The organism is Rhodospirillaceae bacterium (assembly GCA_002746255.1).
Taxonomy (GTDB): Bacteria; Pseudomonadota; Alphaproteobacteria.
In genome coordinates, this window is the sequence record NVWO01000001.1 from 1 (window position 1) to 25,411 (window position 25,411).

Annotated in this window: 29 protein-coding genes and 2 tRNA genes; 18 read left to right on the forward strand and 13 right to left on the reverse strand. The window is 57.6% G+C overall.

Features of this window, described 5'->3' with window-relative positions; translation table 11 throughout:
* On the forward strand, positions 1 to 1,643 hold a 1,643-nt coding region (locus COA65_00005), incomplete at its 5' end, for a histidine kinase (protein PCJ61399.1).
* A gap of 32 nt (positions 1,644 to 1,675) precedes the next feature.
* On the opposite strand, the gene COA65_00010 is transcribed toward COA65_00005, so the two are convergent.
* Both COA65_00010 and COA65_00015 read right to left on the reverse strand, forming a co-directional pair.
* The gene (locus COA65_00010) at positions 1,676 to 2,080 is read right to left on the reverse strand and encodes a CopG family transcriptional regulator (protein ID PCJ61400.1); all 405 of its coding nucleotides are present in this window, start codon (positions 2,078 to 2,080) and stop codon (positions 1,676 to 1,678) included.
* Between the two features lie 9 nt (positions 2,081 to 2,089).
* Positions 2,090 to 2,278: an addiction module toxin, HicA family gene (locus tag COA65_00015; GenBank protein ID PCJ61401.1), complete on the reverse strand. Its 189-nt coding sequence runs from the start codon at positions 2,276 to 2,278 to the stop codon at positions 2,090 to 2,092.
* A gap of 98 nt (positions 2,279 to 2,376) precedes the next feature.
* On the opposite strand from COA65_00015, the gene COA65_00020 reads away from it, so the two are divergent.
* Positions 2,377 to 2,619, forward strand: a complete 243-nt coding sequence (locus COA65_00020; GenBank protein PCJ61402.1) for a hypothetical protein — start codon at positions 2,377 to 2,379, stop codon at positions 2,617 to 2,619.
* Between the two features lie 578 nt (positions 2,620 to 3,197).
* On the opposite strand, the gene COA65_00025 is transcribed toward COA65_00020, so the two are convergent.
* From COA65_00025 to COA65_00060, 8 genes are all read right to left on the reverse strand, one after another.
* Positions 3,198 to 4,133 (reverse strand): hypothetical protein, encoded by a 936-nt coding sequence (locus COA65_00025; GenBank protein PCJ61403.1) that lies wholly within the window; start codon positions 4,131 to 4,133, stop codon positions 3,198 to 3,200.
* A gap of 13 nt (positions 4,134 to 4,146) precedes the next feature.
* Positions 4,147 to 4,617 carry a hypothetical protein gene (locus COA65_00030; GenBank protein ID PCJ61404.1) on the reverse strand — a complete coding sequence of 157 codons (471 nt, stop codon included), beginning with the start codon at positions 4,615 to 4,617 and terminating at the stop codon, positions 4,147 to 4,149.
* A 511-nt stretch (positions 4,618 to 5,128) separates the two neighbouring features.
* A tRNA-Thr gene (locus tag COA65_00035) sits at positions 5,129 to 5,203 on the reverse strand.
* A 92-nt stretch (positions 5,204 to 5,295) separates the two neighbouring features.
* Positions 5,296 to 6,330 carry a toluene monooxygenase gene (locus tag COA65_00040; GenBank protein PCJ61405.1) on the reverse strand — a complete coding sequence of 345 codons (1,035 nt, stop codon included), beginning with the start codon at positions 6,328 to 6,330 and terminating at the stop codon, positions 5,296 to 5,298.
* Between the two features lie 57 nt (positions 6,331 to 6,387).
* Complete coding sequence (locus COA65_00045; GenBank protein PCJ61732.1) at positions 6,388 to 6,645, reverse strand: monooxygenase; 258 nt, start codon at positions 6,643 to 6,645, stop codon at positions 6,388 to 6,390.
* A 32-nt stretch (positions 6,646 to 6,677) separates the two neighbouring features.
* The gene (locus tag COA65_00050; GenBank protein ID PCJ61406.1) at positions 6,678 to 7,040 is read right to left on the reverse strand and encodes a 2Fe-2S ferredoxin; all 363 of its coding nucleotides are present in this window, start codon (positions 7,038 to 7,040) and stop codon (positions 6,678 to 6,680) included.
* 7 nt (positions 7,041 to 7,047) lie between these two features.
* Positions 7,048 to 7,305 (reverse strand): toluene monooxygenase, encoded by a 258-nt coding sequence (locus COA65_00055; protein PCJ61407.1) that lies wholly within the window; start codon positions 7,303 to 7,305, stop codon positions 7,048 to 7,050.
* A gap of 70 nt (positions 7,306 to 7,375) precedes the next feature.
* A complete protein-coding gene (locus tag COA65_00060; protein PCJ61408.1) occupies positions 7,376 to 8,872 on the reverse strand; it encodes a toluene monooxygenase in 1,497 nt (498 codons plus the stop codon).
* Between the two features lie 353 nt (positions 8,873 to 9,225).
* Here COA65_00060 and COA65_00065 point away from each other — a divergent pair, with 353 nt between their 5' ends.
* From COA65_00065 to COA65_00125, 13 genes are all read left to right on the forward strand, one after another.
* Positions 9,226 to 9,402, forward strand: a complete 177-nt coding sequence (locus tag COA65_00065; GenBank protein ID PCJ61409.1) for a hypothetical protein — start codon at positions 9,226 to 9,228, stop codon at positions 9,400 to 9,402.
* Positions 9,393 to 9,947, forward strand: coding sequence for a dCTP deaminase (locus COA65_00070; GenBank protein ID PCJ61410.1), 555 nt, complete (start codon positions 9,393 to 9,395; stop codon positions 9,945 to 9,947). Before COA65_00065 ends, COA65_00070 begins: the two co-directional genes overlap by 10 nt.
* 100 nt (positions 9,948 to 10,047) lie before the next feature.
* Complete coding sequence (gene murA, locus COA65_00075; GenBank protein ID PCJ61411.1) at positions 10,048 to 11,334, forward strand: UDP-N-acetylglucosamine 1-carboxyvinyltransferase; 1,287 nt, start codon at positions 10,048 to 10,050, stop codon at positions 11,332 to 11,334.
* Positions 11,335 to 11,403: 69 nt separating this feature from the next.
* Positions 11,404 to 12,099 carry an ATP phosphoribosyltransferase gene (locus COA65_00080; protein PCJ61412.1) on the forward strand — a complete coding sequence of 232 codons (696 nt, stop codon included), beginning with the start codon at positions 11,404 to 11,406 and terminating at the stop codon, positions 12,097 to 12,099.
* Positions 12,083 to 13,387: a histidinol dehydrogenase gene (gene hisD, locus COA65_00085; protein ID PCJ61413.1), complete on the forward strand. Its 1,305-nt coding sequence runs from the start codon at positions 12,083 to 12,085 to the stop codon at positions 13,385 to 13,387. Before COA65_00080 ends, hisD begins: the two co-directional genes overlap by 17 nt.
* 11 nt (positions 13,388 to 13,398) lie before the next feature.
* The gene (locus COA65_00090; protein PCJ61733.1) at positions 13,399 to 13,902 is read left to right on the forward strand and encodes a hypothetical protein; all 504 of its coding nucleotides are present in this window, start codon (positions 13,399 to 13,401) and stop codon (positions 13,900 to 13,902) included.
* Complete coding sequence (locus COA65_00095; GenBank protein ID PCJ61414.1) at positions 13,903 to 14,346, forward strand: low molecular weight phosphatase family protein; 444 nt, start codon at positions 13,903 to 13,905, stop codon at positions 14,344 to 14,346. It begins immediately after the preceding gene.
* Positions 14,347 to 14,478: 132 nt separating this feature from the next.
* Positions 14,479 to 14,697: a translation initiation factor IF-1 gene (locus tag COA65_00100; protein PCJ61415.1), complete on the forward strand. Its 219-nt coding sequence runs from the start codon at positions 14,479 to 14,481 to the stop codon at positions 14,695 to 14,697.
* A 12-nt stretch (positions 14,698 to 14,709) separates the two neighbouring features.
* Complete coding sequence (gene maf / locus COA65_00105) at positions 14,710 to 15,336, forward strand: septum formation protein Maf (GenBank protein ID PCJ61416.1); 627 nt, start codon at positions 14,710 to 14,712, stop codon at positions 15,334 to 15,336.
* Positions 15,333 to 15,539 (forward strand): DNA gyrase inhibitor YacG, encoded by a 207-nt coding sequence (locus tag COA65_00110; protein PCJ61417.1) that lies wholly within the window; start codon positions 15,333 to 15,335, stop codon positions 15,537 to 15,539. The genes maf and COA65_00110 overlap by 4 nt, the downstream gene beginning before the upstream one ends.
* An 86-nt stretch (positions 15,540 to 15,625) precedes the next feature.
* Positions 15,626 to 15,701: transfer RNA gene (locus COA65_00115), tRNA-Phe, on the forward strand.
* Between the two features lie 246 nt (positions 15,702 to 15,947).
* Positions 15,948 to 16,739, forward strand: coding sequence for an ABC transporter ATP-binding protein (locus COA65_00120; GenBank protein ID PCJ61734.1), 792 nt, complete (start codon positions 15,948 to 15,950; stop codon positions 16,737 to 16,739).
* 28 nt (positions 16,740 to 16,767) lie between these two features.
* The gene (locus tag COA65_00125; protein PCJ61418.1) at positions 16,768 to 18,018 is read left to right on the forward strand and encodes a hypothetical protein; all 1,251 of its coding nucleotides are present in this window, start codon (positions 16,768 to 16,770) and stop codon (positions 18,016 to 18,018) included.
* A gap of 81 nt (positions 18,019 to 18,099) precedes the next feature.
* Here COA65_00125 and COA65_00130 read toward each other — a convergent pair whose 3' ends face one another.
* From COA65_00130 to COA65_00140, 3 genes are all read right to left on the reverse strand, one after another.
* A complete protein-coding gene (locus COA65_00130; protein PCJ61419.1) occupies positions 18,100 to 19,134 on the reverse strand; it encodes a fatty acid desaturase in 1,035 nt (344 codons plus the stop codon).
* Between the two features lie 175 nt (positions 19,135 to 19,309).
* Entirely contained in the window at positions 19,310 to 20,056 is a 747-nt protein-coding gene (locus tag COA65_00135; protein PCJ61420.1) for a hypothetical protein, read from the reverse strand.
* A 125-nt stretch (positions 20,057 to 20,181) separates the two neighbouring features.
* Positions 20,182 to 20,811 carry a transcriptional regulator gene (locus COA65_00140; GenBank protein PCJ61421.1) on the reverse strand — a complete coding sequence of 210 codons (630 nt, stop codon included), beginning with the start codon at positions 20,809 to 20,811 and terminating at the stop codon, positions 20,182 to 20,184.
* Between the two features lie 193 nt (positions 20,812 to 21,004).
* Here COA65_00140 and COA65_00145 point away from each other — a divergent pair, with 193 nt between their 5' ends.
* Genes COA65_00145 through COA65_00155 form a run of 3 tightly spaced genes read left to right on the forward strand, consistent with a single transcriptional unit; the run spans position 21,005 to position 25,411 of the window.
* Positions 21,005 to 23,335, forward strand: a complete 2,331-nt coding sequence (locus tag COA65_00145) for an RND transporter (GenBank protein ID PCJ61735.1) — start codon at positions 21,005 to 21,007, stop codon at positions 23,333 to 23,335.
* Positions 23,328 to 24,182 carry an outer membrane lipoprotein-sorting protein gene (locus tag COA65_00150; protein ID PCJ61422.1) on the forward strand — a complete coding sequence of 285 codons (855 nt, stop codon included), beginning with the start codon at positions 23,328 to 23,330 and terminating at the stop codon, positions 24,180 to 24,182. Before COA65_00145 ends, COA65_00150 begins: the two co-directional genes overlap by 8 nt.
* On the forward strand, positions 24,179 to 25,411 hold the full coding sequence (locus tag COA65_00155; protein PCJ61423.1) for a hypothetical protein: 1,233 nt from the start codon (positions 24,179 to 24,181) through the stop codon (positions 25,409 to 25,411). The genes COA65_00150 and COA65_00155 overlap by 4 nt, the downstream gene beginning before the upstream one ends.

Genomic DNA, 25,411 nt, shown 5'->3' on the forward strand with positions numbered 1-25,411 from the left:
CCGGCATGCCGCCTCTGGAAGGGCGGCTTAGTGAGGCCCTTGGTCAGGTTGCGGTGGGGGATCGGGGATTGCTGGACCTTTATCTGAACCCGGCAGGCAGGCTGGCCCTTGGGTTTGTTCTGCCGATCTTTGCTGTGCAGGGCGATCCCGGTCCAAGCCAGCAGGTTGGGCGCATTCTTGGCGTTCGCGAAGTCGGCCCAGAGATGGCAGCACTCCTGAAATCGCCGGGGCTTACGGAAGAAAGTCTGGAAAGTATTTTAATTCGCCGCCAGGGGGCGGCCGTTGAATATCTCTCGCCGCTTCTGGACGGCACCGGACCGATCGGCAAACGCGTTGCCCTCGATACGCCGGACGTGGCGGCGGTAGCCATGCTGGCGTCACCGGGCGGCTTCGCCGTGATGCGGGATTACCGCGACGTTCCGGTGCTGGTGACGGCGCGCAGTCTTGAGGTCACGCCCTGGACGCTGCTGACAAAAATCGACCGCGACGAAGCGCTGGCCGAAAGCGATGCCCGGGCAAAACGGCGGATCGCCGGCTTTCTGCTCGCCATGGCGTTGCTTGCCGTGGCCTTTGTCGCCGTGTGGTGGCACGGTTCTTCCCGCCGGGCGGCGGCGGCGGCGGACAAGTACCGCGAACTGGCCCGCCGGTTTGAAAGCCAGAAGAATTTTCTGCGCCTGGTGACGGACAGCCAGTCCGATGCGCTGTACCTCGTTGACGAAGAAAACCGTTACCGTTTTGCCAATCGCGCCTCGGCGACGGCGGCGGGCATTTCCCAGGACGCGATGCAGGGCAAAACGATGGCCAGCGTCTTTGGCCCGGCGGCGGTATCGCGTATCGAAGGCCTGAACCGCCGCGCCCTTGAAAGCGGCGAAACCGGCTCGGCCATTCACCGGCTGGTGGCGGGCGCGGACGACACGCGGATTTTCCAATCCGTTCACGTGCCTCTGGAGGCGGAAGACGTGGCGGGCGAGGACATGACGCCGCGCGTGCTTGTTGTCGAGAGGGACATGACGGCGGCCATCCTTGCCCGCGAACAGCATGAGGCGACGTTAAAACAGGTCATTGCCGCCTTGGTCGCCATCGTTGACCGCCGCGATCCTTATGCGGCGAACCACTCCTCGCGCGTTGCCGAAGTGGCACGCGCGATTGCCGGGGCGATGGCCCTGGACGAGGCGGAAATTGAGACGGCGGAAACGGCGGGCAAGCTGATGAACATCGGCAAAATTCTGGTGCCGGAAGCCCTGCTGACGCGCCAGGGGCCTCTTTCCGACGAGGAAAAGCGGCGCATTCAGGAAAGCCTGGCGGCCAGCGTCGATCTTCTGGAAGGCATTGCCTTTGCCGGGCCGGTCACGGCAACCCTGCGGCAGCTTCGCGAACATTGGGATGGCAGCGGCACGCCATCGGGTCTGGCCGGAGACGCCATCCTGCTGCCGGCGCGGATTGTTGCCGTCGCCAATGCCTTTGTCGCCATGGCGTCGCCGCGCGCCTATCGCGAGGGCATCGATTTCGATCAGGCCATCGCAAACTTACGCGAAGGCGAAGACCGGCTCTTTGACCGGCGGGTCGTCGCGGCGCTGGTCAACCATCTGGAAAACCAAGGTGGCCGCGAACGCTGGGGCGGTTTCGCAAAACTGGCTGGGTAACCAGCTAGCCGGATAACCGGCAAGCCGGTCGATCAGGCGGCGTTGTCTTCGCGGATTCGAATCCTTGCCGCCTGGGCCAGAAAGCCGCTTCGGGTCGTGCCCTGGGCGCGCGCGGTGGCATCGATGGCTTCCAGAAGGTCGCTGTCGATGGTGATGTTCACGCGTTTTGCCGGGCTTGGCAGGCGGACGGGGACCAGGATCGTCGCGCAGTAGTCTTTTCGCAAGGCTCGATTTTTAACAGGCCCTGGTTGCGCCGGTTCTGGGATCGCTTCGCCATCATCCAGCATGCCATCGACATGGAATTGCAGGGCCTCGCCGGCGCGCGCGATCGCCTGCTCGATCGTGTCGGCGCTGGTCAGGCATCCCGGAAAATCCGGGAAGATGACACCATAGCCGGACCCGTCATCGGTGATGATTTCGGCGGTGTAGTGGCGCATGGTTTTCTCCTATCTAAGTTTTATTCCCGCCTGCCGCTCAATGTTTTTCAGCGTGCCGAGGGGCATGTGCTTTGTCGGGTGGGCTACGGTTACGCGGCCCTTCTTTGTCGGATGCTTCAACTGCAAGTGATCGCCCTTTTGGCCGATGATGAACCAGCCGTCTTTTTTAAGGGCTTTTAGAATTTCGCGGCTGTGCATCGGCTTCCCTCAAATTATGTGTATAAAATACACATGAACACCGCCTACGTCAAGGCAAAAAACACACTTTATACACATTTATTCTTGGGTGTGGGCTGATGCGTGGCGAGGATATCGAGAACAGCAATGTCGTCTCGCTCGATTTTGCGACGGCGAAAGAGAATAAAAAGGCAGGCACCGTGAAAATCTTAAAGCGGAACCAGGCGGCAATCGGCCAGCTTGCTTATTCGGACGCAATCAGCGAGCAGCGCCGTTTTACGTCAAACGTCAAAGCCCATTCCGTGCAACCGGCGGGGGTCAAGCCCTTCTTTGCTAGCGATGCGATTTCGTCGCAGTTGTAGCAGCTTGATATAGAAAGGTTCCATACGTCGTAACACCGGCGTCATCAAACCGTCATCAAAGCATCGCGAAATGGTCAAATTCCAGGGTCAGGATAGGCTTATGGAAAATGTTCTTTCCCATTTTGCGTTTCGCTTACGTGGTCTTGGCCGATGGCTGCTGGCACCGCCTCCCGCCGGGACGGCATCCGTCAAGACGGCGTTTGACAAGACAAAGGCTGGCGCGACCGAACCGGCCAAGCCGGTCGAAATGATTCTGACCGCCTTTCTTTAAGGCTGCGTCCTCAACTTTGATCCGGAACTGTTTGTAGGGTGGACCCGGTGACGAGGGGGGCGGGACCGTGGGGAGGGTCGGACCGCCCCAACCCCCTGTAAAGAACAGGAATTTCGGGACCCGCCCATCCCCCCGTTCCCCGCACCATCCCGCCAGATTTCGACTTTTGGGGTCGATGTCGGCATTTGGGACCTGATGAAGGTGAGAAGGAGGCTCTATTTTGAGCTGAGTGTACTCTGAGGTATCGGGGAGTATCCTAGGGTGCGCGCAGCGCACCCTCAGTCGGGAGAATGATGAAACGGGAAGGTCAAAGTTCATTGGTAGCGGCTTGATCGCCGAAGTCTACGGGCTTACCGTCAATTTTCCACTGCTCCTCACAAGAATTTAACATACCGATATTGAAATTTATGCTGCCGTCGTTCTCGAACCACAGGTTTGAGCAATCGACGCCTTCGTCCGTTCGGATAAATTGGGCAGAATTTCCATTTGAGAAATGAACCCGGAATCCGTTGAGTTTGTGGCGGTCATCCGTAATAAGTTCCAGAACCTCATGCTTTGGCAATTTATAATAGCGAGCTGACTTCCCAATCATGTTAAGCCAGCGATCATTTAACGCCGTAAAAGTGCTGAAAAAATTAAAAGAATTAGTGATGAGGTTGCTAACTTGCTCCAGTGGTATTTGGCCGGGAAGCCCACCCTCCGTCCAGCGAAAATGCGTGTCAGTAATGATGTAATCTGAGTGTGAAAAGGCGTTTCTGACGGTATCGTTATAGATGGAATCTATTATTCTTACGAGATCGTCTAGTCTAGCCTTAGATGCCATATCACTTATCTCTTTCCACTTGGTCTTTGCACTGGGCGGGAAAAATTTAAATATTTTATTTTTGGGGGTGCGCCCGCGGAAGTTAAGTGGAGTAACGTGGTAGGGGTGCCCTTGGTGAATGCGAAGGAGGTTCGCTAGAGCGGTATGAACTGCCGACATTTCGACTGCGTGACAGTACATTAAGAGACCAATTCGCCACGAGGATTTTGGGGACAGTTCGTCGCTTTCTGCCTTCAAGTGCCAGTTGTAATCGTTAAAGGTTTCCAGGGTTTCCTCGAAGGGGTCCCATTTGGCATCCGCTAGTCCCGATACTCTGAGCAAAGTGTATGTGGCGTCTAGGGGGCTCTTGGCAAATGCATCAGACCACAGGCTTTCGACACAATCGCTCGCCTCCTTGTTTGTGATTTGCACCTCCGTCATGTCGGTAACCTTTTTAGAACGCTAGAAAGCTACAAGCCGCCTGATATGAAGCTGCTTTAGGGATAAGGGTGCCAAACTTGTTCACCGTCCACATAACCTCCGCTTGGCCGTCGGCGTTGCGAAGAAAGGTGTACGTTTCGATGGTTTTTCCCGGATAGATGACGAGGAGCGTGAGCGTTTCATCTGTTTTGCCGACTAGCTCCACCACAGCGCCGACCGCACGCGAAGAGAATACTCCGCCGGTGGCGTCGAGCACTATAATGTCGAAGGACTTGTCCTCGGCAAGCGTTGCCGTAAAGCGTCCGTTGGAAATACGGTCTTCAGACCATTCTCCGGCGTTCGCGTCGGCTGCTCCTAATCCGATTTTTGGATAGTAGCTGTACCCTTCGCTTGCGCCGCAAATAGCGATGTCAGAGGCATGGGCGGAAAAAGAGATAAGCGACACCAGTACGGTGCCGACGACTGTCATAATTGTAAGCCTCATTACTTCTCCGATATCTTTTAATAGGGTGCCCAAAAGTTCTACCCCTTCTCCCACGGTCCGCCACAGCCGCCTAAGCGGCGAGGACGGATTCAGCCCCGAGAAAATCCGGCTCGATCCCGATTTTTTTTTGCAGCCTTCGACGAGCACAGCCAGCCCTTCGATATGAGTGCGCTACGCACATTTGAGTCGTCGTTGAAAATGGACATATAACATATATATGTGGCTGGTCATGCAACTGCACGACCGCAGAAACAAGAGTACTGTACCGCGGACCACCCTGAAATGACTTTTCTCCCACAAGTCCGAGAGACCGGCCCGCTTCAAGGAGCGGTTCGAAGATGCTCTCGACAAAGTAAGATTGATGTACCCCGCCGCCGCCGAAAAAGGCATCTACGTAACCAAAAAAAGGGTCGCATTCTACCCCTGTGCGTTCGCAATCCTGCTTCGTTTTTACAGTAAAAAAAACCGCCTTTTGTGAGGCTGCTTAACTTATTGATCTATATTAAGAGAATGGTGCCGCCAGAAAGAATCGAACTTTCGGCCTCACCCTTACCAAGGGTGCGCTCTACCACTGAGCTATGGCGGCGAAGTCCGCGAACATGCCACAGACAGGTGAATAAAAAAAGGCCCCCGCGAGGATTGGCGAGGGCCTTTTATTTTCAGAAGCCGCAAACGTCGTCAGATGGAAAATCCGAGGGTCGCGCGGAAGTCTCTGGTGGCCTTTGATGCTTCTTCGGCCCCATCGGGGACATCGGGAAGGGCGCCACAGAAATCGGCGATGGCCTTGTCTGCCAGCGGCACCCATTTCTCAAGCCATCCCTGGATGACCTTCTTGTTGTCTGGATTGTTCAGGGCCAGCTCGACAAGGGCGGCGGACCAGCGGCGGCTGCGCTCGGCATCGCGAAGGGCGGCATCGGCCATGAAGTGAAGCAGCATGTCGTCGTTTCGCCGGGCGGATTTTCCAAACTGACGCAGGAACGCTTCGTCAAAGGCGGGTTTGGCTACCAGGTTCACGGCGACGAAATGCTCGCCCCAGTCATAGGCGATCAGCGCTTTTTCCAGCAATTCGCGAAAGCCCTGCCAGGCGGCATCTTCTTCCCAATGCGTGCGCTCATCCGTGCCAAAGCCTGCCTTGGGTTGCGTTTTGGCAAGCTCTGCCGTGCGGTACGCCGTGCGTGAAACCCAGCGGAACTGATCCCCGCCCTGGAACATCGCGCAATTGGCGACCGTGCTGGAAGGCGCCATCTGGGAAGAATAGGCGGCGCTCATCTGAAGCGCGTGCAAGGGATAGCGTGCGGGCGTATACAGGCTGGCCAGCACCTTCACCCAGTCGGGGTCAAGGTCGGCGTCGTGGCCGATCGTGCTGAACTCGTCGATGATGCCATCGACATAGGTTTCCTGACCGTCCTGCATCCGGCAATAGCTGCGATAGATAATTTCGTCCGGGTCGCGGTAGGCTTCCCAGTCGTCATATTGCAGAGGCGATTTGTCGCGGTATTTTACGTACCACTTCGCCATTGGAATGTCGGCGGACAGCTCAAAGGGCTGGTCTGTCTGCCGCTCGCCCTCAAAATCCTTCCCGGTCGAAAGCGAGTCCATGATCCAGTAGGCGCGTGTCGTCGTAATCTCGTATTCGCTTGGCCGACGCCGCTTCTTCGCAAGGTGGCTGAAGGTTTTAAGTGGCTTCAGAATTTCCGGCGCGTCTTCGCTCATTCTTCTCTTCCTCTGTGACGTTGTCGGCTCGGCTTTGCCTGGCGGATATTTTGGCGGCTAAAGTTTCTTTTTCAGCCAGAACCGTACGTAATCCGATGTCAGGTCAATGCGTCCGGCAAAGGTGCTTAAGACGACTTCCAGTTCTTGCATGACAAAGGGCCGGGAAAGAATTTTTGCCATCGTCTCGCGACGGATGATGCATTCGTTGTCCGTTTGTACGCGCATATAAGCTTCGTGATCCTGGATCTCGAAAGTCTTTCCGGGGTTGTCCTCTTCCAGGGCCTCGATGGCGGCGTCGGCAATCTCGCCGGTCATCAGGACCGGACCAACCTTGTTTGATATCTCGCTCACCCTTTGCCCTCCTTGATTTCGACCGTCGGTGCGGCCATGTTTTGCGCAATGCCTTCAACGTCCACATAGACGTCGTCGCCTTCGATCTTCACCTTGTATTCGGCAAGGGTGCAGCCGGGCGGGTTGATGCTGTCCCCGGTCTTGCTGTCGAAGGTCCATTCATGGGCTTTGCAGGTAAGGACGCCGTCCTCGAATGTGCCATCCCAAAGGGGCACCTGCTGATGTGGGCAGATGGCCTGAAAGGCTTTGACTTCGCCGCCTTCCGGATAGAGCAGCAGCACCGGCACCTTGCCGATGGGCCGCATTTCCATCTCGCCTTCCCAGAGATCGTCGAGCGAACAGAGTTTTACAAAGGCCATGTTGGGCTTACCCTTCGTAATAAAATTCGAGGGGTGTCATCGGTGCCAGCTTGGCACCCTCGACGGTGACGTCGCGGGCAAGGGGCTCTTTTTTTCCCTGAATGCGCACGCGAATTACTTTGTCGTTTTGGGGGAAAACCCGCTTGCCGACGGAATGTCCGGCGGCGGCGGCGGCGATTTCGTCCATCGTGTTTTCCGTATCGGCAGCAACAAGTTGCAGCAGGAAATCACCCTCGAAATTTGAAACGAATGGGAACAATGCCATTGTCAGTCAGTCCTTTACGCTTGCGTGTGCCAGCGGGTGGTGTGGGAGTCAGCGGCGTTTGTGATCCCCGTCAGCTTGCGGCCTTGATGTGGGTGCGATAGGCGGAGAGCCATTCGCATGGGTCATCGCCCATCTCGCCTGGCGCGATGCCCATATAATTGAGCACACCTGGCACCGTCATCGGCTGGATCTGGCCGTCCAGGAAACGGTCGGTAAGAGAGAGATGCCCCTCATAGCGCTCCGGCTCCATTTCGAAGATCCACTTACAGGGCTTCGAGCAGAAATGATAAAGTCGGCCTTTGTGCTCGTGGGTGTGGTCGTGCAGCTTGAAGGTCGTTGTGCCAGGCGGTGCGACGATGGGAAGCTGGCAAAGGTTACAAAGTACCGGCAACGTCTCGGGAAGCGTCTTTTCTTTCCGGTCGTTCAGAAGGTTGTCGATGATGACGTCCCAGGCCTTGCCGAAAGTATCGTTCCAGCCCGGATATTTCATTTCCAGCCAGTCGCGTTCCGCCGGTGTGACGCCGGCCACGGGGTTCCAGGACAGGGTCGGACGCCAGAACCAGAGCCCCATATGAAGCCCATGATGGGCGTAGTTTAATTCGTCCATGAAGATGTCCCAGTACCAGGGGCGGTCGATCCCCATGTCCAGGATCTGGCGCTCGTACTGGACGATGATCCATTCTTCCATGAATTCCTTGAAGGACTTCTCCCGCCGGTCGAGGGGCGAATAGTAATCCACCGCCGGACCGGTCAGGGACAGGAACAGTTTCCATGAACGCCAGAAGGAAAGGTCAAGGACGTGCTGGGCGTGATCTTTTTTCCCGTTCTCGACCATGATTTGCAGGCATGGTCCGCCAATCTGGGCGTGCCGCGCCTCGTCCGTCTGGATGCTGGTGATGATGTTCGAAAATGTATAATCGCCCATCCGCGCGGCGTCGGCCGCAAGGCTGATGAACTGGACGTTCGTAAACCCGGTCTCCAGGCAGAACCCGTTTGTAAGCGTGGTCGTGGGGGCGTCCCGGGTGACCATGACGTCTTCGATGAAGTGACGTCCGGCGATGCTGATCCAGTTGTTCGTGTGATAGGCCTTCACCGCCCAGTCCCACTGGCGGTCCTTCTTTATGAATTCGTGGGGAAAGCTGAATTGAAGCTGGCCATGGCGAATTTCATCAAGGGTGCCGAACGTGCCCGTGTTGCGCATGCCGCCGGCGCGACCGAAGCGGGCGCAGCGGGAAAGGTACAGGGTGGCCGTAAATTCAATGCCGCCGATGACGTTGTAATGGGCTTTGAGAATCGAACGCCAGCCTTCGGGGGCCTTGTTGATGAAGTTCGAACGTCCCAGCGCGGCGCGTACGGAATAGACGCCCATGTCCTTGTCGCGCTGGACCCGGACATAGTCGCGATAGGTCGTCTTGTAGGGCTCGTCATAGGTGTCCCAGATTTCTTGCGGCAGACCATGCGGGTCGCTCATCTCAGGCGGGAACAGCTCGTCCTGTTCAACATATTTCGGCGTCCAGGTCGTCGCCCGTGCCAGATCGTACCATTCCATCCTGTCGAGTTCGGCCATCGTGGTTCACTCCTTACCATTTTAACGTGGGCAGTCCGAAGGTGAAAACACCTCTAAAAAGCCCTTGATCCGGAAGGGGGGGGTGGCCCTCATCTGAAGCAGCGGCAAAGGTCCACAAACGCTTCGGACCACCTCTTGCGGATGCCCAATCCCAGACAAAATATAATCCTGTATCTTGGGTGACTATATCGACGTCTAGAATGGGCTTCATTTCCTTCCCCGAAGTTTACACAGGAAGCGGAACCCTGCCAAGGGAATCTGAACGCGGCCTTTCCTTGCGCCCGCCACCTTGACGGACCGGGACGCACGCCGCATTCTGCGCTGCGTCGCAACAACCGGGCAAAACAGGCGTCATGAAACAGGATGGTGAGGAACGGGACGGGGAAACCGCGCGCAATGCGCCGAAGGGCCGTGACGTTCTCCATCGCCGCGCCGCCGCCCTGCGGGATAATTTACGGAAACGAAAAAGCCAGGCAAAAGCCCGGAAAAAAACAGGAACCCGACCACAGGAGCCCACCCCATGTCCATAATGCCGGATAGCTGGATTCGAGAAAGGGCAACGACGGATGGCATGATCGAGCCTTTCGTTGAATCGCAAAAACGCGAGGGCGTCATTTCCTACGGCCTTTCCTCCTATGGCTATGATGCGCGCGTCTCGGAGGAGTTCAAGATCTTCACGAATGTCGATTCGGCCATTGTCGATCCAAAGGCGTTTTCTTCGCAAAGCTTCGTTGACCGTCACGGTCCGGTGTGCGTCATTCCCCCGAACAGTTTTGCCCTGGCGCGAACGGTCGAATATTTCCGCATTCCGCGGGACGTGCTGGTCATCTGCCTTGGGAAATCGACCTATGCGCGGTGCGGTATCATCGTCAACGTGACCCCCCTTGAGCCGGAGTGGGAAGGGCATGTGACGCTGGAATTTTCGAACACGACGCCCCTGCCGGCGAAGGTGTACGCGAATGAGGGCGCCTGCCAGTTCCTGTTTCTGAAAGGCGATTCGGTTTGCGAGGTTTCCTACAAGGACCGGGCCGGAAAATATATGGGCCAGCGGGGCGTGACACTGCCAAAGCTTTAATGGGCAGGCGGTTGATCAAAGCCCTTCCCTTGCGCCCCGGTGACGATGGGCTTATTTCTCCTCTTCGACGGGGCTTGCGGGAACAGGGCTTGCGGGAACGATGGACCGAATTCGAATTTGTGGAGGCAACCGGCTTGTGGGCCGGGTTGCGATTGGTGGCGCAAAGAATGCGGCGCTGCCCTTAATGGCGGCGTCCTTGCTGACCGACGCGCAAATCACGCTTTCAAACCTGCCGCATCTGGCCGATATCGCGACCCTCGCCAATCTTCTGGCGCGCCACGGGGTGGCGATCGGGATGGTTGGCGACGAAGCAAACGAAGGCCATGCCGGGCGCGTACTTGGCTTGCAGGCGAAGGAAATTTCCAACACCACGGCGTCTTACGATCTGGTTCGCAAGATGCGCGCGTCGATTCTTGTGTTAGGCCCGCTGCTGGCCCGCGAGGGCAACGCGGTGGTTTCCCTTCCCGGTGGCTGCGCCATCGGCACGCGCCCTGTCGATCTGCATCTGAAAGGGTTGCAGCAATTGGGGGCGACAATCGACCTTCGCGAAGGCTACATCCACGCACAAGTGCGCGCGGGGTTGCGCGGGGCGAAGATTGTTTTTCCCTTTGTTTCCGTTGGTGCCACGGAAAATTTATTGATGGCGGCGGTCCTTGCGAAGGGCGAAAGCGAACTTGCCAACGCGTCGCGCGAACCCGAAGTTGTCGATCTTGCCAATTGCCTTTCCGCCATGGGGGCAAAGATCGAAGGCGCCGGGTCGGACACGATCCGCATTCAGGGCGTCGATCGGCTGCATGGGGCCAGCCATAAAATCGTTCCCGACCGGATCGAGACGGGAACCTACGCGATGGCGGCGGCGATCACCGGCGGCGATCTTGTGCTTGAAGGCGTGTGCCGTGAGCACATCCGCGCCCTTGTCGAGGTTCTGACGGAGGCGGGCGTCACCCTGGAAGACGTGCCGGGGGGGCTTCGCGTCAGCCGTCAGCGCGCCGCCTTGCGCGGTGTCGATGTCATGACCGAGCCGTTCCCCGGGTTTCCGACGGACATGCAGGCGCAGATGATGGCCCTTATGTCGGTATCGGAAGGTGCGGCGATGATTACCGAGACGATTTTCGAAAACCGTTTCATGCACGTTCCGGAACTGAACCGCATGGGGGCGGATATCACGGTTCATGGTGCGTCGGCCATGGTCCGGGGGGTGAAACGCCTGGTGGGCGCCGAGGTGATGGCGACGGATCTGCGCGCGTCGGTATCCTTGGTGCTGGCGGGTCTTGTTGCCGAGGGTGAAACAATCGTCCACCGCGTCTATCACCTGGACCGGGGCTATGAGCGCCTTGAGGAAAAGCTGGCTGCCTGCGGCGCTGAAATCGAACGACTAAAAGACTAAGCCCGGTTGGCAAGCCTGTCAGGCAAGCCTGTTGCCTCGCCGTAGAAGGCGGGGCAGGGCTTGTGCTATATGTGCGATCAGGAAGGACTTAGAACCTTGTCGGAAGCGAAAAAAATCATTCTGGCCCTGCCCAAGGGCCGCATTCAGGACGAAGCGATGCCGCTTCTCGCCAGGCTTGGGGTTGAACCGGAGGCAGCTTTTCGGGACCCGGACACGCGCCAGCTTCGCTTTGCAACCAGCGATCCGGGGCTCGACCTGATTCAGGTGCGAAGCTTTGACGCCGCGACCTTCGTCGCCTTTGGCGCTGCCCAGCTGGGCATTGTCGGCAATGACGTCCTGATGGAATTCGACTATTCGGAAATTTATGCGCCGCTCGACCTTCGCATCGGACGCTGCCGGCTTGCGGTTGCGGAACTGAAAGCGGCGGGTGCAAAGGACAATCCGGCGCGCTGGTCCTGCGTGCGCGTCGCCACAAAATACCCGTCTCTGACGCGCCGTCACTTTGCTGCTCGTGGCGTGCAGGCGGAATGTATCAAACTGAACGGGGCGATGGAACTGGCGCCGACAATGGGGCTTTGCGAACGCATCGTCGATCTGGTTTCCAGCGGTCGGACGCTGCGCGAGAACGGCCTGGTCGAAGTGGAAAAGATTGCCGACATCACGTCGCGCCTTGCCGTTAACCGGACGGCGTTGAAAACGCGGCCCGGTGAGGTGATGGCATGGATTGACCGGTTCCGGGAGATGGTGAATGCCACAGCGTCTTGATCGGACATCGCCGGGTTTTGAAGCCGCGTTTCAGCGGCTTTTGGATGCCAAACATGCGCCGGGCGAAGACGTTCGTGCGACGGTTAAAGGCATCCTTGCCGATGTGCGCGCGCGCGGCGACGCGGCGCTGGTGGCCTATACGGAACGTTTCGATGGCGTCACCCTTGCGCCGGACGCCTTTCGGGTAACACCCGCAGAATTTGCTGCGGCCGAACGCGCCGTCGGGCCGGACCTTCGCTGCGCCCTGGAATTTGCGGCGCTCCGCATCGAAGATTACCACCGCCGGCAATTGCCCGAAGACCTTGATTACCGGGATGAGGCTGGTGTGCGGCTGGGCTATCGCTGGCGGCCTCTTGCCGCCGTCGGCGTCTATGTGCCTGGCGGCACGGCGGTTTATCCAAGCTCGGTGCTGATGAACGCGATTCCGGCGCGCATTGCCGGGGTGAAACGCATTGCCATGACGGTGCCGACGCCAAAGGGCGTCCTCAACCCGTTGCTTCTTGTGGCGGCGAAAATTGCCGGTGTGACGGAAATTTACCGCCTTGGCGGTGCCCAGGCGATTGCCGCCCTGGCATACGGCACGGAAAATGTGTGTGCGGTGGATAAAATCGTCGGGCCGGGCAATGTCTATGTGGCGGAAGCAAAACGCCAGGTCTTCGGCCAGGTCGGTATCGACATGATCGCCGGGCCGTCCGAAATCCTGATCCTTGCCGATGGCGCAAACGACCCGGCCTGGATTGCCGCCGATCTGCTGTCCCAGGCGGAACATGACCCGGCGGCCCAGGCGATCCTGATGACGGACGACCGGGAATTTGCCGCAAAGGTGGAAGCCGCCATTGAAGACGCGCTGCAATCGCTCGAACGCGCCGAAATCGCGCGCACAAGCTGGGAGGCGAACGGGGTGATCGTCTTTCTCGACCGGCTGGAAGACGCGATCCCGCTGATCGACAGGCTGGCGCCGGAACATCTGGAACTTGCGATTGAAGACGCGGACGCTTTTGCTGCGCTTGTGCGCAACGCCGGTGCGATTTTTATTGGCAGGTTCACACCCGAAGCGCTTGGCGATTACGTTGCCGGGCCAAACCACGTGCTGCCGACGGCGCGAAGCGCGCGTTTTTCTTCCGGCCTTGGTGTGCTCGATTTTCTAAAACGCACCTCGTTTGTGGCCTGTGGCGAGGCCGCCCTTGACCGCCTTGCGCCTGCGGCCGAGGTCCTGGCAACGGCGGAAGGCCTGGACGCCCACGCGCGTTCGCTTCGCCTGCGCATGTCGCGTCCCAAGGGCGGATGACGGGGTCGCCGATGGCGCGCGAAATGGAACACATTGCAAACGTCACCCTGGATGAACGCTCCATCGTCCATTGGTCGCCTGCGGTCGCCCATGAACGCAAGGTGGCCATCTTCGATCTTTTGGAAGCGAATCACTTTGCCCCCAAAGGTCTGGCGGCGGGGCCCTACGATCTGCACCTTTCGATTGCCGAGGGCCGCCTGCTTTTCGATATTGTCTCTGCGGAGAAAGGCAAGGGCGCGACCGGGGAAGGCGAGGCCAAAACCTGCATTGCCCTTTCGGTGCGTGGCTTTCGCAAGCTGATCCAGGATTATTTCACTGTTTGCGACAGCTATTATGCGGCGATCAAGAAATCGGCCACCGCCTCCCAGATCGAGGCCATCGACATGGGCCGTCGCGGCCTTCATGACGAAGGGGCCGAGCTTTTGCGCGAACGTCTGGCGGACAAGATCGGCCTTGATGAAAACACCGCGCGCCGTCTGTTCACCCTCGTCTGCGTTTTGCATCTGCGGGCGTAAATGGGCGATTTTCCCGGCAGCGTTCTTTTCGCATGCACCCACAACGCCATCCGTTCGCCAATGGCCGAAGGAATCCTGAAACATCTTTTCGGGAACCGGATTTACATTGATTCGGTCGGCGTGCGCGCCGGCGAACTCGACCCGTTCGCCGTCGCCGTGACCGAAGAAATCGGCATCGACATTTCCAGCCATCGCACGAAAGCCTTCGGTGATCTGGAGGACACCTATTTCGATCTGGTCATCTCCCTTTCGCCCGAGGCGCAGCACCAGGCGGTCGAGATGACGCGCACCATGGCGGCAGAGGTGGAATATTGGAAACTGATGGACCCGTCTTACGTGCACGGCAATCGCGAGGAACGAATGAAGGCCTATCGCGACGTGCGCGACGCATTGCTGGCGCGCATCACCCAGCGTTTTGGGAGAAGCTCCACGCCGGAAGTCTAAGATCCTGGCCGGATTTTGAGGAAAACACTCGAATTCCCTTGACTTCAAGCCCCTTCGGGAAGAGTTATCTCCGGGTCCAACGACTGCGCGCGCAGGATGACGCGCAAGGGGCCACAACACGCAAGGAGCCACATGGCGAAGGAAGAACTTCTGGAATTTGGCGGCACGGTGCTTGAATTGCTGCCGAACGCGATGTTTCGCGTTCGTCTGGAGAACGACCACGAAGTGCTTGCCCACACGGCGGGCAAGATGCGCAAGCATCGCATTCGCGTCCTTGCAGGCGACAAGGTCACCGTCGAGATGACCCCCTACGACCTGACAAAAGGTCGGATTACGTTTCGCTTTAAATAGCTTCCAAAATTTATGGCTGGCCGTCCCCTTCTCGTGCTTGCGTCCGCTTCGCCAAGACGGCGCGCGCTTCTTGACCAGATCGGTCTGTCCCCCGATGCGATTGAACCGGCTACGGTTGATGAAACGCCTCATCCCCGGGAACGTCCGGACGCGCTTGCCCGTCGCCTTGCCGACGCAAAGGCCCGTGCTGTGGCATTGCGTCATGGGGACGCCCCGCGTCATGGGGACGCCCCGCGTCATGGGGACGCTTTCGTGCTTGGGGCGGATACTGTCGTTGCGGTGGGCCGGCGCATCCTCCCAAAGGCGCGTGACCGGGCCGAGGCTGAGAAATGCCTGCGCCTTCTTTCCGGCCGCAGCCACCGGGTCTATGGCGGCATTTGCGTGATCGCGCCGGATGGCCGATGCGCCAGCCGCCTGGTGATGACGCGGGTCGCCTTCAAAAATTTAAGCGACGGCGAAATTGACGCTTACCTCGACAGCGGCGAATGGGAAGGCAAGGCCGGCGCGTACGCCATTCAGGGCCGCGCCGCTGTTTTCGTGCGCGGTCTCCACGGCTCCTATTCCAACGTCGTTGGCCTGGCGCTGTTTGAGACGGCGGCGCTTTTGGGCGGACTTGGTTATGAACGTGCAACGTTATGACCGCGCCATCTAAGAAAGGCGCGCCATGTCCGATATGTCAGAAGCCGATGGCGACGGCGTTCCGGCCCTTCTGCTCGAAACTTTGTGCAAGCCGGGATCTGATCCGCTGGATCGACGGCGGCTATCGCATCCCGACGGAAGAATGCCCGGACGGGGTCGCGGCGACCGAAGAAGGAATGGACGAAGATGACAGGGATGGATAGTCCTCGGCTGGAAAGTCGGCCTGCTGGACAGGAGGGGTGTTTTTCCCCTATAAGCGCGCCCTGCACGCCCTTTCGGCGTTGCATGTGCCCAGGTAGCTCAGTTGGTAGAGCAGCGGACTGAAAATCCGCGTGTCGGTGGTTCAAATCCGCCCCTGGGCACCACTTTTTTCCGAAAAAAATAATCCAAAAACCGCCGGGGCTGTGGGGCCGCGTTGCCGCGCGCCGGACGGTCGCCTTTCCCGTTCCGCAATCCTGAATGTAGCGCGTCACTTGAATCTGGAGTCGCCGCCACTTGAATCCGGAGCAGAAAAAAAGAGGATTTGGTTCATTTGATGGGTCGTTAGAACGCGTATATAATGTGCTTTATCGAAAGAAACCGCCAAGTTAGTGAGTGCTTGGAAGGACAAAATGGCTRAAACCAAAATTGAGTGGACGGACGCTACCTGGAACCCCGTTGCGGGCTGCTCGATCGTCACCGCAGGCTGTACCCATTGCTATGCTATGGAGATGGCCAAGCGTCTCGAAGCGATGGGTGTCGAGAAATATGCGGGGCTGACACGGAAGATCGGAAAACGTACGGTTTGGAATGGCGTGGTGCGGGAGGATCACAAGGCGCTGGGGATTCCATATCGCTGGCGGAAACCAAGCAAGATTTTTGTGAACTCGATGAGTGACCTCTTTCATGAGCGGGTTAGCAACGATTTCATCCTGGATGTCTGGCAAGTGATGCGTGACACGCCTCATCACAATTATCAGATACTGACCAAGCGGCCTGAGCGCATGGCAGAGCTGGTCGCCACTCGGATTGGGGATGTTCYCCCAAATGTTTGGTTGGGAACCAGCATTGAAAATGCTGATGTTGTTTGCCGCGTTGAGCATTTGTACAAGACTCCCGCAGCCATTCGATTTATTTCCTTTGAGCCGCTCATCGGATCGGTCGGTGCGGTCGATCTCACGGGCATCGATTGGGCGATCGTCGGGGGGGAAAGCGGTAAATCTGCTCGCCCTATCCGGGAGGAATGGATTGATGAGGTTTATGCGCAGTGCTTGGCGGCAGGAACTGCCTTCTTCTTTAAGCAATGGGGAGCCTGGGGCAAGGATAACAAAAAGCGTTCAAAAAAGGCTAATGGACGTGAATATCGAGGTCGGACCTGGGATGGAATGCCGAATGCACCGCAAATTTCGACTGCTCAGACATAGGTAGGATAGACAGGACGAGAGAGATGGCTTGGTAGAAAAACCATACGAATGGGCCGACGGGGCCAACCTTGAAGAACATTCCCGCCGCAAGCACAAAATCCTGCGCGAGTATGTCTTCGACTACCTGAACGTGCGCTGCAAGCTGCCCCAGCAGGAGTGTTTTCGACTAGCCATTGTTGACGGCTTCGCTGGTGGTGGCCGATACCTGTGCGGGACGGCCGGATCACCGCTGATCTTCGTTGAGGAACTGAAGCACGCCGTCGAGGCGGTGAATACACAACGTGCGGTCCAAGGTCTGGGCGCGATTGAAGTCGAATGCCTTCTGATCTTCAATGACGCGAACCGCGATGCGATTGAGTTATTGAAAACACAGGTTGCGCCACTACAGGCCGACATCGCGCAGACGTGTCCTAAGCTGCATATCCGTGTGGAGTATCTGAACGAGCTCTTTGAGGACGCATATCCGAAGATCAAAGGCTTTCTGGGTCAAGGCCGTTATCGAAACGTCCTATTCAACCTGGATCAATGCGGTGATCGTCACGTCGAACAGAGCACCATACTCGATATTATGCGCTCTTATCCCGCCGCTGAAATCTTCTACACCTTTATGATCAGCTCGTTGCTGGCTTTTCTTCAAAAGAACGAACCGAAACAGCTTCAGGCGCGGCTCAATCACCTCGGGGTGAAAAGTTCCGATATCGAAACGCTCAACGGATTCATGAGCAAAAATGACTGGTTGGGAACGGCGGAAAAGATCGTCTTCGACACGTTCCGGCTATGCGCGCCCTATGTCAGCCCGTTCTCGATCAATAATCCAGGCGGGTGGCGATACTGGCTTATCCACTTTGCCAATGTCTATCGAGCAAGGCAGGTCTACAACAACATTCTTCATGACAACGCCAGCCTTCAGGCGCATTTTGGGCGCTCCGGTCTCGATATGCTGTCCTACGATCCCCGGCAGGATGGGGAGCTTTACCTCTTCGACGGTGACGGCCGCGCTTCCGCGAAAAGACAGCTTCTGAGCGATATTCCACGCCTCGTGACGGAATACGGCGGTGCTATGCCAGTCATGGATTTCTACGAGAACATATACAATTTCACCCCCGCGCATGCCGATGACATTCATGACGCGATCATCGACAACCATGATTTGGAGGTAGTCACTCCGACCGGCGGCGAGCGACGGAAGGCGAATACGATCAGCGTAAACGATGTCATCAAATTGAAGCAGCAGACCAGTTTCTTCCCAATGTTTCTGAGGGCGAGAAGCAAGGCCTGAGGGGGAGAAAAAGAATAGCAGCCTTAATGCACCCCGTCCCCCGTCCGGCCTGACCGACTGGCCCTAAGCTACCGCGTCGCGTTATTCTGTTGGTAGCGCGCGCGCGTCGGAAAACGAAACCAGCTTCCGCTGGCCTTCGTCCCACAGGCGAAGTTTTACGCAGGCGAGGCTTTGCATAAATGTCAGGCGGTGAATCCGGGCAAGCTCGGGAAAGTCGCGCAGGACCTGGGGCAGGCGGTAATAGGGAATGCGGCTGCTGAGGTGATGGATGTGGTGCACGCCGATGTTCGCGGTCAGCCAGCGGAAAACGCCGGGCAGGTCGTAATGGGAACTGCCCTGGATCGCGGCATCCTGGGCCTGCCATTCGCCATCCCTGGCCCAGTAGGTGTCTTCGAATTGATGCTGGACGTAAAACAGCCAGACGCCGATTGACGCGGCAAGAAGGAGGATCGGCAGCTGCACAAGAAAGAAGGGACCCGCGCCAAGAAAATAGATCAGGCAGCCGGCGACAAGAACGATGGTCGCATTCGTTCCCATGGCGCTGACCCAAAACCGCCAATCGGTGCTGCGCAAGCTAAAGGGTAGCCGGTTGCGGAGCAGAAACTGGTAAGCCGGCCCAATGACAAACAAAACGATGGGATGGCGATAGGCCCGGTAGGCGAAGCGGCGAAGCGGCGACAACGCCTGATATTCTTTCACCGTCAGGGTGTCGATGTCGCCTTCGCCGCGCTTGTCGAGATTGCCCGACGTTGCGTGGTGGACCGCATGGCTACGCCGCCAGACATTGTATGGCGTCATCGTCAGCGTTCCAAGAATGCGTCCGACCCAATCGTTGAAAGCCCTCCGGCGGAAAAAAGCGCCATGGCCGCAATCATGCTGGATCAGGAAAAGACGTGCAAGGAACGCCGCCGCCGGCACGGCGATGGCAAGGGTCAGCCAATAGCTGATCGAAAGCGCCCACCACGCCGCCGCCCAAAGGGCGACGAACGCGACTTTGGTGAGGGTCAGTTCGATGATGCTGCGGGCGTGGCTGGGTTCGCGGTATCGCGCCAGTTGTTTCAACAAACCATGCGATGGCAAGCCTTGCGATGGCATGCCTTGCTGCGTATCCCCCATTTGGTTAAACCCTGTTCCATTGTAAGTAGCGAATGTAAGTAGCGAATGTAAGTAGCGAATGTAAGTAGCGAACGCCTAGGCGCATGCAATACGCTAGTCGGGCCACGCGATCAATCGCATTGCGATCAATCGCATTGTCGGTTTCCGGCGAGGGGAGCGGGCCACGATTTTCCGTTCAGGGTTTTTTCCGCCCGCCGCCTTTTAGAAACGGCACCAGCATCGGCACGTTTTTGCGATATTGCCGGTAATGCTCGCCGAAAAGCGCGATCAAATCATGTTCTTCGAATTGCAGCGCGATCAGGATATAGACCGTCGTGACAAGGGCGAAAAGCAGATGCCCAAAGCTCATCACCGGCGTTGCCCAGAAGGCGATGATGAACCCCAGCATAATCGGGTGGCGCACCAGCTTGTAAAAACCGGGCATGGCGAAACGGGCGTCCTTCGGCTCCAGCTTTTTCAGATTAAGATAAACCTGTTTCAGGCCGAACAATTCGAAATGGCCGATCATCAGCGTTGAAAGAAAGACAACCCCCCAGCCGATGGCAAAGCCCGCCCAAAGTGCGATCTCGCCACCGCCGTCGGTCACGCTCCAGACATTGCCGGGGATGGGCCGCCATTGCCAATAGAGCAGCATCAGGATCAGGCTTGAGAGCAACACATAGGTGCTGCGCTCAATCGGTTTGGGCACGAATTTTGTCCACCAGTTCTTGAAACCCGGCCGCGCCATGACGCTGTGCTGCACGGCAAAAAGGCTCAGCAGCGCCAGATTGATAGCCAGCGCTTCGACAAGCGGAACTTCGGCCCCGGAATCGATGCCCTTCGGCACGACAAGCCCGCCGACGAAGCCGACGGCATAAAGAAAGGCGGCAAAGAAGGTGAGATAGGCCGCCACCCCATAGGCGGCGCACAGCACACGTGTCATGGTTTGGTCCTCCCCCCGGAAGTGAGTGCGAAGTATGGGGCCCGGCATGGCGGGGATGCAAATGAAGTTTTGCGCGGCCGCGCCAGATGTGGCTTGCCAGATGTGGCTTGTCAGATGTGGCTTTGTCAGGCGGCGTAGGCGCGAACGAAGCAGGCGACGGCCTGGGCCACTGCGCCTTCTTTTTCCGCCGTCGTGGGCGCGCTGTCGATGCCGAGAAGCAGCCTTAGATGCACGCCCGATTTTGCAAGGTCGAGAAATTGCATGGCGGCAATTTCCGGCTCAGACACGCGCAGATTGCCGGCCCGGTCCTGTTCGCGAAGGTAGGTGGCAATCAGGGTGACGAGGCGTTGCGGGCCGGTTTCATAGAAGGTTGTGCCAAGTTCTGGAAAGCGCGCGCCTTCGCCAACCACAATCCGGAAAAGTGCCAGCCCGTTCGGCGAGGTCACAAGGTCCACAAATTGCCGGCCGAGCATCGTCAGCGCTTCTTCCGGAGAGGCTTCCGGGATTTCTGCGGGCAGGGCGCGATCGCCAAGCACGTCGCACATCGCCGTCATCAACCCGGCAAACAGCATCTCCTTGCTTGAGAAGTGACTGTAGACGGTGCGTTTCGAGACATTCGCCGCCTGCGCGATCGCATCCATCGTCACCGCCCCATATCCGAATTTGAGGAACAAATGCTGTCCGGCAATCAAGATCGCCTCGCGCTTGGGATTTGGCGCCGGGTCCGCGTCGTTGGTTTGGATCGCTTGCGTCATTCCTTTTCCCTTGAGGGGGCATTGGGACCTGAATAAAACTACACCGTGTAGTCTACTCTTGACAGGACAGCCGGGATCAATACACTGCACGACGTCAAGTGAACTATACCGTGTAGTTTACATCAGGCGCGCACTTTGTCCAGCTTTTGCCAAGGTGACGGGCATCTTAGAAAAAACAATCAAGAGGGTGCACATGTTTGCAAAGCTGGGAATAACGGTAGAGGGCTATACGCGTTGGGTTTTGCGATGGCGCTTCGCCGTCCTGGCCGTGACTCTGGTTGTGGCAGTCGGGATTGCCAGCGGTGCGCAGCATCTTGGATTTTCGACGGATTACCGCGTCTTTTTCAGCGAGGAAAATCCTCAGCTTTTGGCCTTTGAAGAACTTCAGGACGTCTACACGAAAGACGACAACATTCTTTTCGTGTTGAAGCCGGCCAAAGGGGACGTTTTTACGAAGGCGGCGCTAACGGCCATTAAAACCTTCACCGACGAGGGGTGGAAAATTCCCTTTGCGACCCGCGTCGATTCACTGACGAATTTTCAGCACAGCTATGCCGATGGCGATGATCTCACGGTTGAAGACCTTGTCCGCGATCCCGCGTCTCTAACGCGCTCGGACCTGGCGCGTATTCGTGATGTCGCGTTCGAAGAGCCGTTGATTCTAAACCGGCTGCTTTCCCCAAATGGCGAGACGACGGGCATTAATATCAATTTGACCCTGCCGCAAAAGAATACCGAGGAAGTGCCGAAAGCCATGGCGGCGGCCCATGCCCTTGCCGATCGCGTGCGCGCCGCACACCCGGACATCAAAATTGCGGTCACCGGGCTTGCGGCGCTCAACAACGCGTTTACGGAAGCCAGTGTCAGCGACCTGACCCGGCTGGTGCCGCTGATGTATGGCGTGCTGCTTCTTGTCATGTTCGTGCTGCTGCGTTCCGTGAGCGGCACCTTCGCGACGCTTCTCGTCATCGGCCTGTCCGCTTCGACGGCGATGGGGGTTGCCGGCTGGATGGGGGTTCAGTTAACCCCGCCTTCCGTTTCGGCGCCGACGATTATCCTGACCCTGGCGATCGCCGACAGCGTGCATGTCCTGGTGACGATGTCACAGCAGATGGCCCGGGGGGCGTCGAAGCGTGACGCCATTCTGGAAAGCATGCGGATCAATTTCCATCCCATTTTCCTGACCAGTCTGACGACGGCAATTGGCTTTTTGAGCCTGAATTTCAGCGACGCGCCGCCCTTCCGTGACCTTGGCAATATCACGGCCATTGGGGTGATCGCGGCGTGGGTTTATTCGGTCCTTTTCCTGCCGGCGCTGATGTCCGTGCTGCCGATGCGTGCGAGGCCCCGTGATTTATCGGCGGTAACCTATATGGAGCGGCTGGCGAATTTTGTCATCGCCAAGCGCCGCGCGCTTCTGTGGGGGGTGAGTGCCATGGTCATCCTGCTGGGCATCATGATCCCGCGCATCGAGTTAAACGATCAGTTCGTCAATTATTTCGRTCCGATCATCCAGTTTCGCGCCGACACCGATTTTGCGATGGAAAACCTCTCCGGCATTTATCAGGTTCAATATTCGCTTCCCGCTGGAGAAAGCGGCGGCATCAGTGAGCCGGTTTACCTTCAAGAGATGGATGCTTTCGCCAATTGGTTAAGAGCGCGGCCCGAAGTTGTGCATGTGCAGACCTATACCGACATCGTGCGCCGGTTGAACAAGAACATGCATGGCGATGATCCGGCCTGGTACCTGTTGCCAGACATTCGCGAGCTTGCGGCGCAATATTTGCTGCTGTTTGAAATGTCGTTGCCTTACGGGCTGGACCTGAACAACCAGATCAACATCGACAAATCTTCTGTGCGCGTCATTGCGACGCTGAAAAACATCACCACGCGGGAATCGCGTGTGCTGAAGGCCGATTCGGAAGTCTGGCTTAAGAAGAACATGGTGTCGGCGGCCGAGATTGAAGGGTCGGGCCCGTTTGTCATGTTTGCCTATATTTCCGAGCGCAACATCAAAAGCATGTTGGTCGGCACGTCTCTGGCCTTCGTGCTGATTTCGCTGTCGCTTATTCTGGCACTCCGCCACGTTCGCCTTGGCCTTTTAAGCTTGATCCCAAACCTGGTCCCGGCGGTGATTGTCTTTGGAATCTGGGCGATTGCGGTGGGCGAGCTTGGCCTGGCGGCATCGATCGTGGTGGCGACGAGCCTTGGTATCATCGTTGACGACACCGTGCATTTTCTCTCAAAATACCTTCGTGCGCGGCGCGAACAGGGGCTCAATTCGGAAGATGCCGTTCGCTATGCTTTCGCGACGGTTGGCACGGCGCTTGTCGTTACCTCGGTCATTCTTGTCGCCGGGTTCGGGGTGCTGGCCTTTTCTGCCTTCGAGCTGAATCAAAGCCTTGGTTTGCTGACAGCTGCATCGATTGCCGCCGCCCTGTTTGTGGATTTTACTTTGCTTCCCGCGCTGCTTGTTGCCTTATCGCGCGGCAGAACCAACGCCAAGGAGACGGACCATGGTTAAAGCGTTGTCACAAAGTCGACAAATTCGAAACGGCACCCGGCTGAGCATTGCAGTCCTGGGCATTGCAGTCCTGGGCGCGGCCATCGGGTTCGCCTTTCTAGCGGGGCCGGCTTTGGCCGAAACGCCCGAGGAAAAAGGCCTTGTCATCGCCCGCGAGATCGACCGTCGCGATCTCGGCTGGATCGATAGCGAGGTTGATCTGAACATGGTCCTCACCAATCGCAATGGCGAATCAAGCACCCGGGATTTGCGGACCCAGTCTCTGGAAAATACAGAAGCCGGGCTTGGCGACAAGGGATTGACCATCTTCGACAAGCCGCGCGACATTGAAGGGACGGCGTTTCTGTCGCATACGAAAATCACCGAGCCGGACGATCAATGGATTTACCTGCCGGCGATCAAGCGCGTGAAACGAATCTCATCCGTTAACAAATCCGGCCCGTTCGTCGGTAGCGAATTTGCTTACGAGGATCTGGCGAGTCAGGAAGTCGAAAAATATAAATACAAATGGCTGCGGGACGAGGGCTGCGGTGAACTGCAATGCTTCGTCGTTGAGCGTTATCCGGTTTATGAACATTCTGGCTATACGAAGCAGGTTATCTGGGTCGATCAGGACGAATACCGCGTCATGAAGGTTGAATATTACGACCGCAAGAGTGAGCTTTTAAAAGTGCTCGTCCAGTCGGAATACCAGAAATATCTGGATAAGCATTGGCGACCCCTGCGCATGCAGATGGACAATATGCAAACGGGGAAGGCGACGACGCTGACCTTTACGAATTACAAGTTCCGCACCGGTGTGGATGAAGGAAATTTCACGCCCAGTCGTCTAAAGCGGGCCCGTTGACGAACGCGCGTCCTCTCTTTTTCGCGGTTCTTGCGATTGCGGCGATCGCGCAGTTTTCCCTTACGCCATCCGGTGCCGTTGCTGGCGAATGGGATTTGTCCGGCAATGTAGCTTTCGAGACGCGTTTTTTCCCCAATTCGGCTTTCTTTTCCGATCAGGACGACAACCAGATTTCGCCGTCCTTCGTGGCGGAGCCGGAGCTGGTGTACGAATGGGGAGGGCGGGCAAACCGCCTGACTTTTATTCCTTTCGCGCGTTGGGCGCCGGACAGCGATCAACGCACCCATGTGGATGTCCGCGAGGCAAACTGGCTGCATGAGGGTCGGGGTTGGGACCTTGTCATCGGTTTGGATCGCATTTTCTGGGGCGTTACCGAATCCCGCCATCTTGTCGATATCATCAACCAGTTCGACGGGGTGGAGGACATCGACGACGAGGACAAACTGGGTCAGCCGATGGTGAATTTCCGGCTGCAGGAGGACTGGGGAACGCTGAGCGCCTTCGTGCTGCCTGGCTTTCGCGAGCGCAGTTTCCCCGATGAGGACGCAAGGCTGCGCGGCCCCATTGTCATCGACGCCGACAACCCGACTTATGATTCGGCTGCCGAAGAGACCCATGTCGATTTTGCACTGCGTTGGTCGCATGTGATCGGGGATTGGGATATCGGCGTTTCGCATTTTCATGGAACGAGCCGCGAGCCACGGCTGATCCTTACGCCCCGGCCCGGCGGACAGGTCGTCTTCGTTCCCCATTACGACCAGATTGATCAAACGGGTCTTGAGGTTCAATGGACCGTGGAGGCCTGGCTCTGGAAGCTGGAGGCGATGAGTCGCAGCGGCCATGGCGATCGTTTTTATGCGACCGTCGCCGGCTTCGAATATACGCTCTATCAGCTCTTCGAGACCGTTGCCGATCTGGGCCTTCTTGCCGAATATCAATATGACGGCCGCGACAGGGCCTTGGCGCCGCCTGCTGCCGGGGATGGCGATCTTTTTCTAGGCGCGCGTCTGGCATTGAACGACGTGCAGAGTACGGAGGCGCTGGCCGGGGCGGTTGTCGACCGGTCGTCCCAGGCGACGCTCTTCTTTGTCGAGGCGTCACGCCGGGTCGGCGACAATTGGAAGGTTGAGCTTGAAGGTCGCTTCTTTTTTAACGGGCAGAACGACGTTCTTGTTGCCGGTATCCGGGACGACGATTTCCTGACGCTTCGTTTAAGCCGGTTTTTCTAA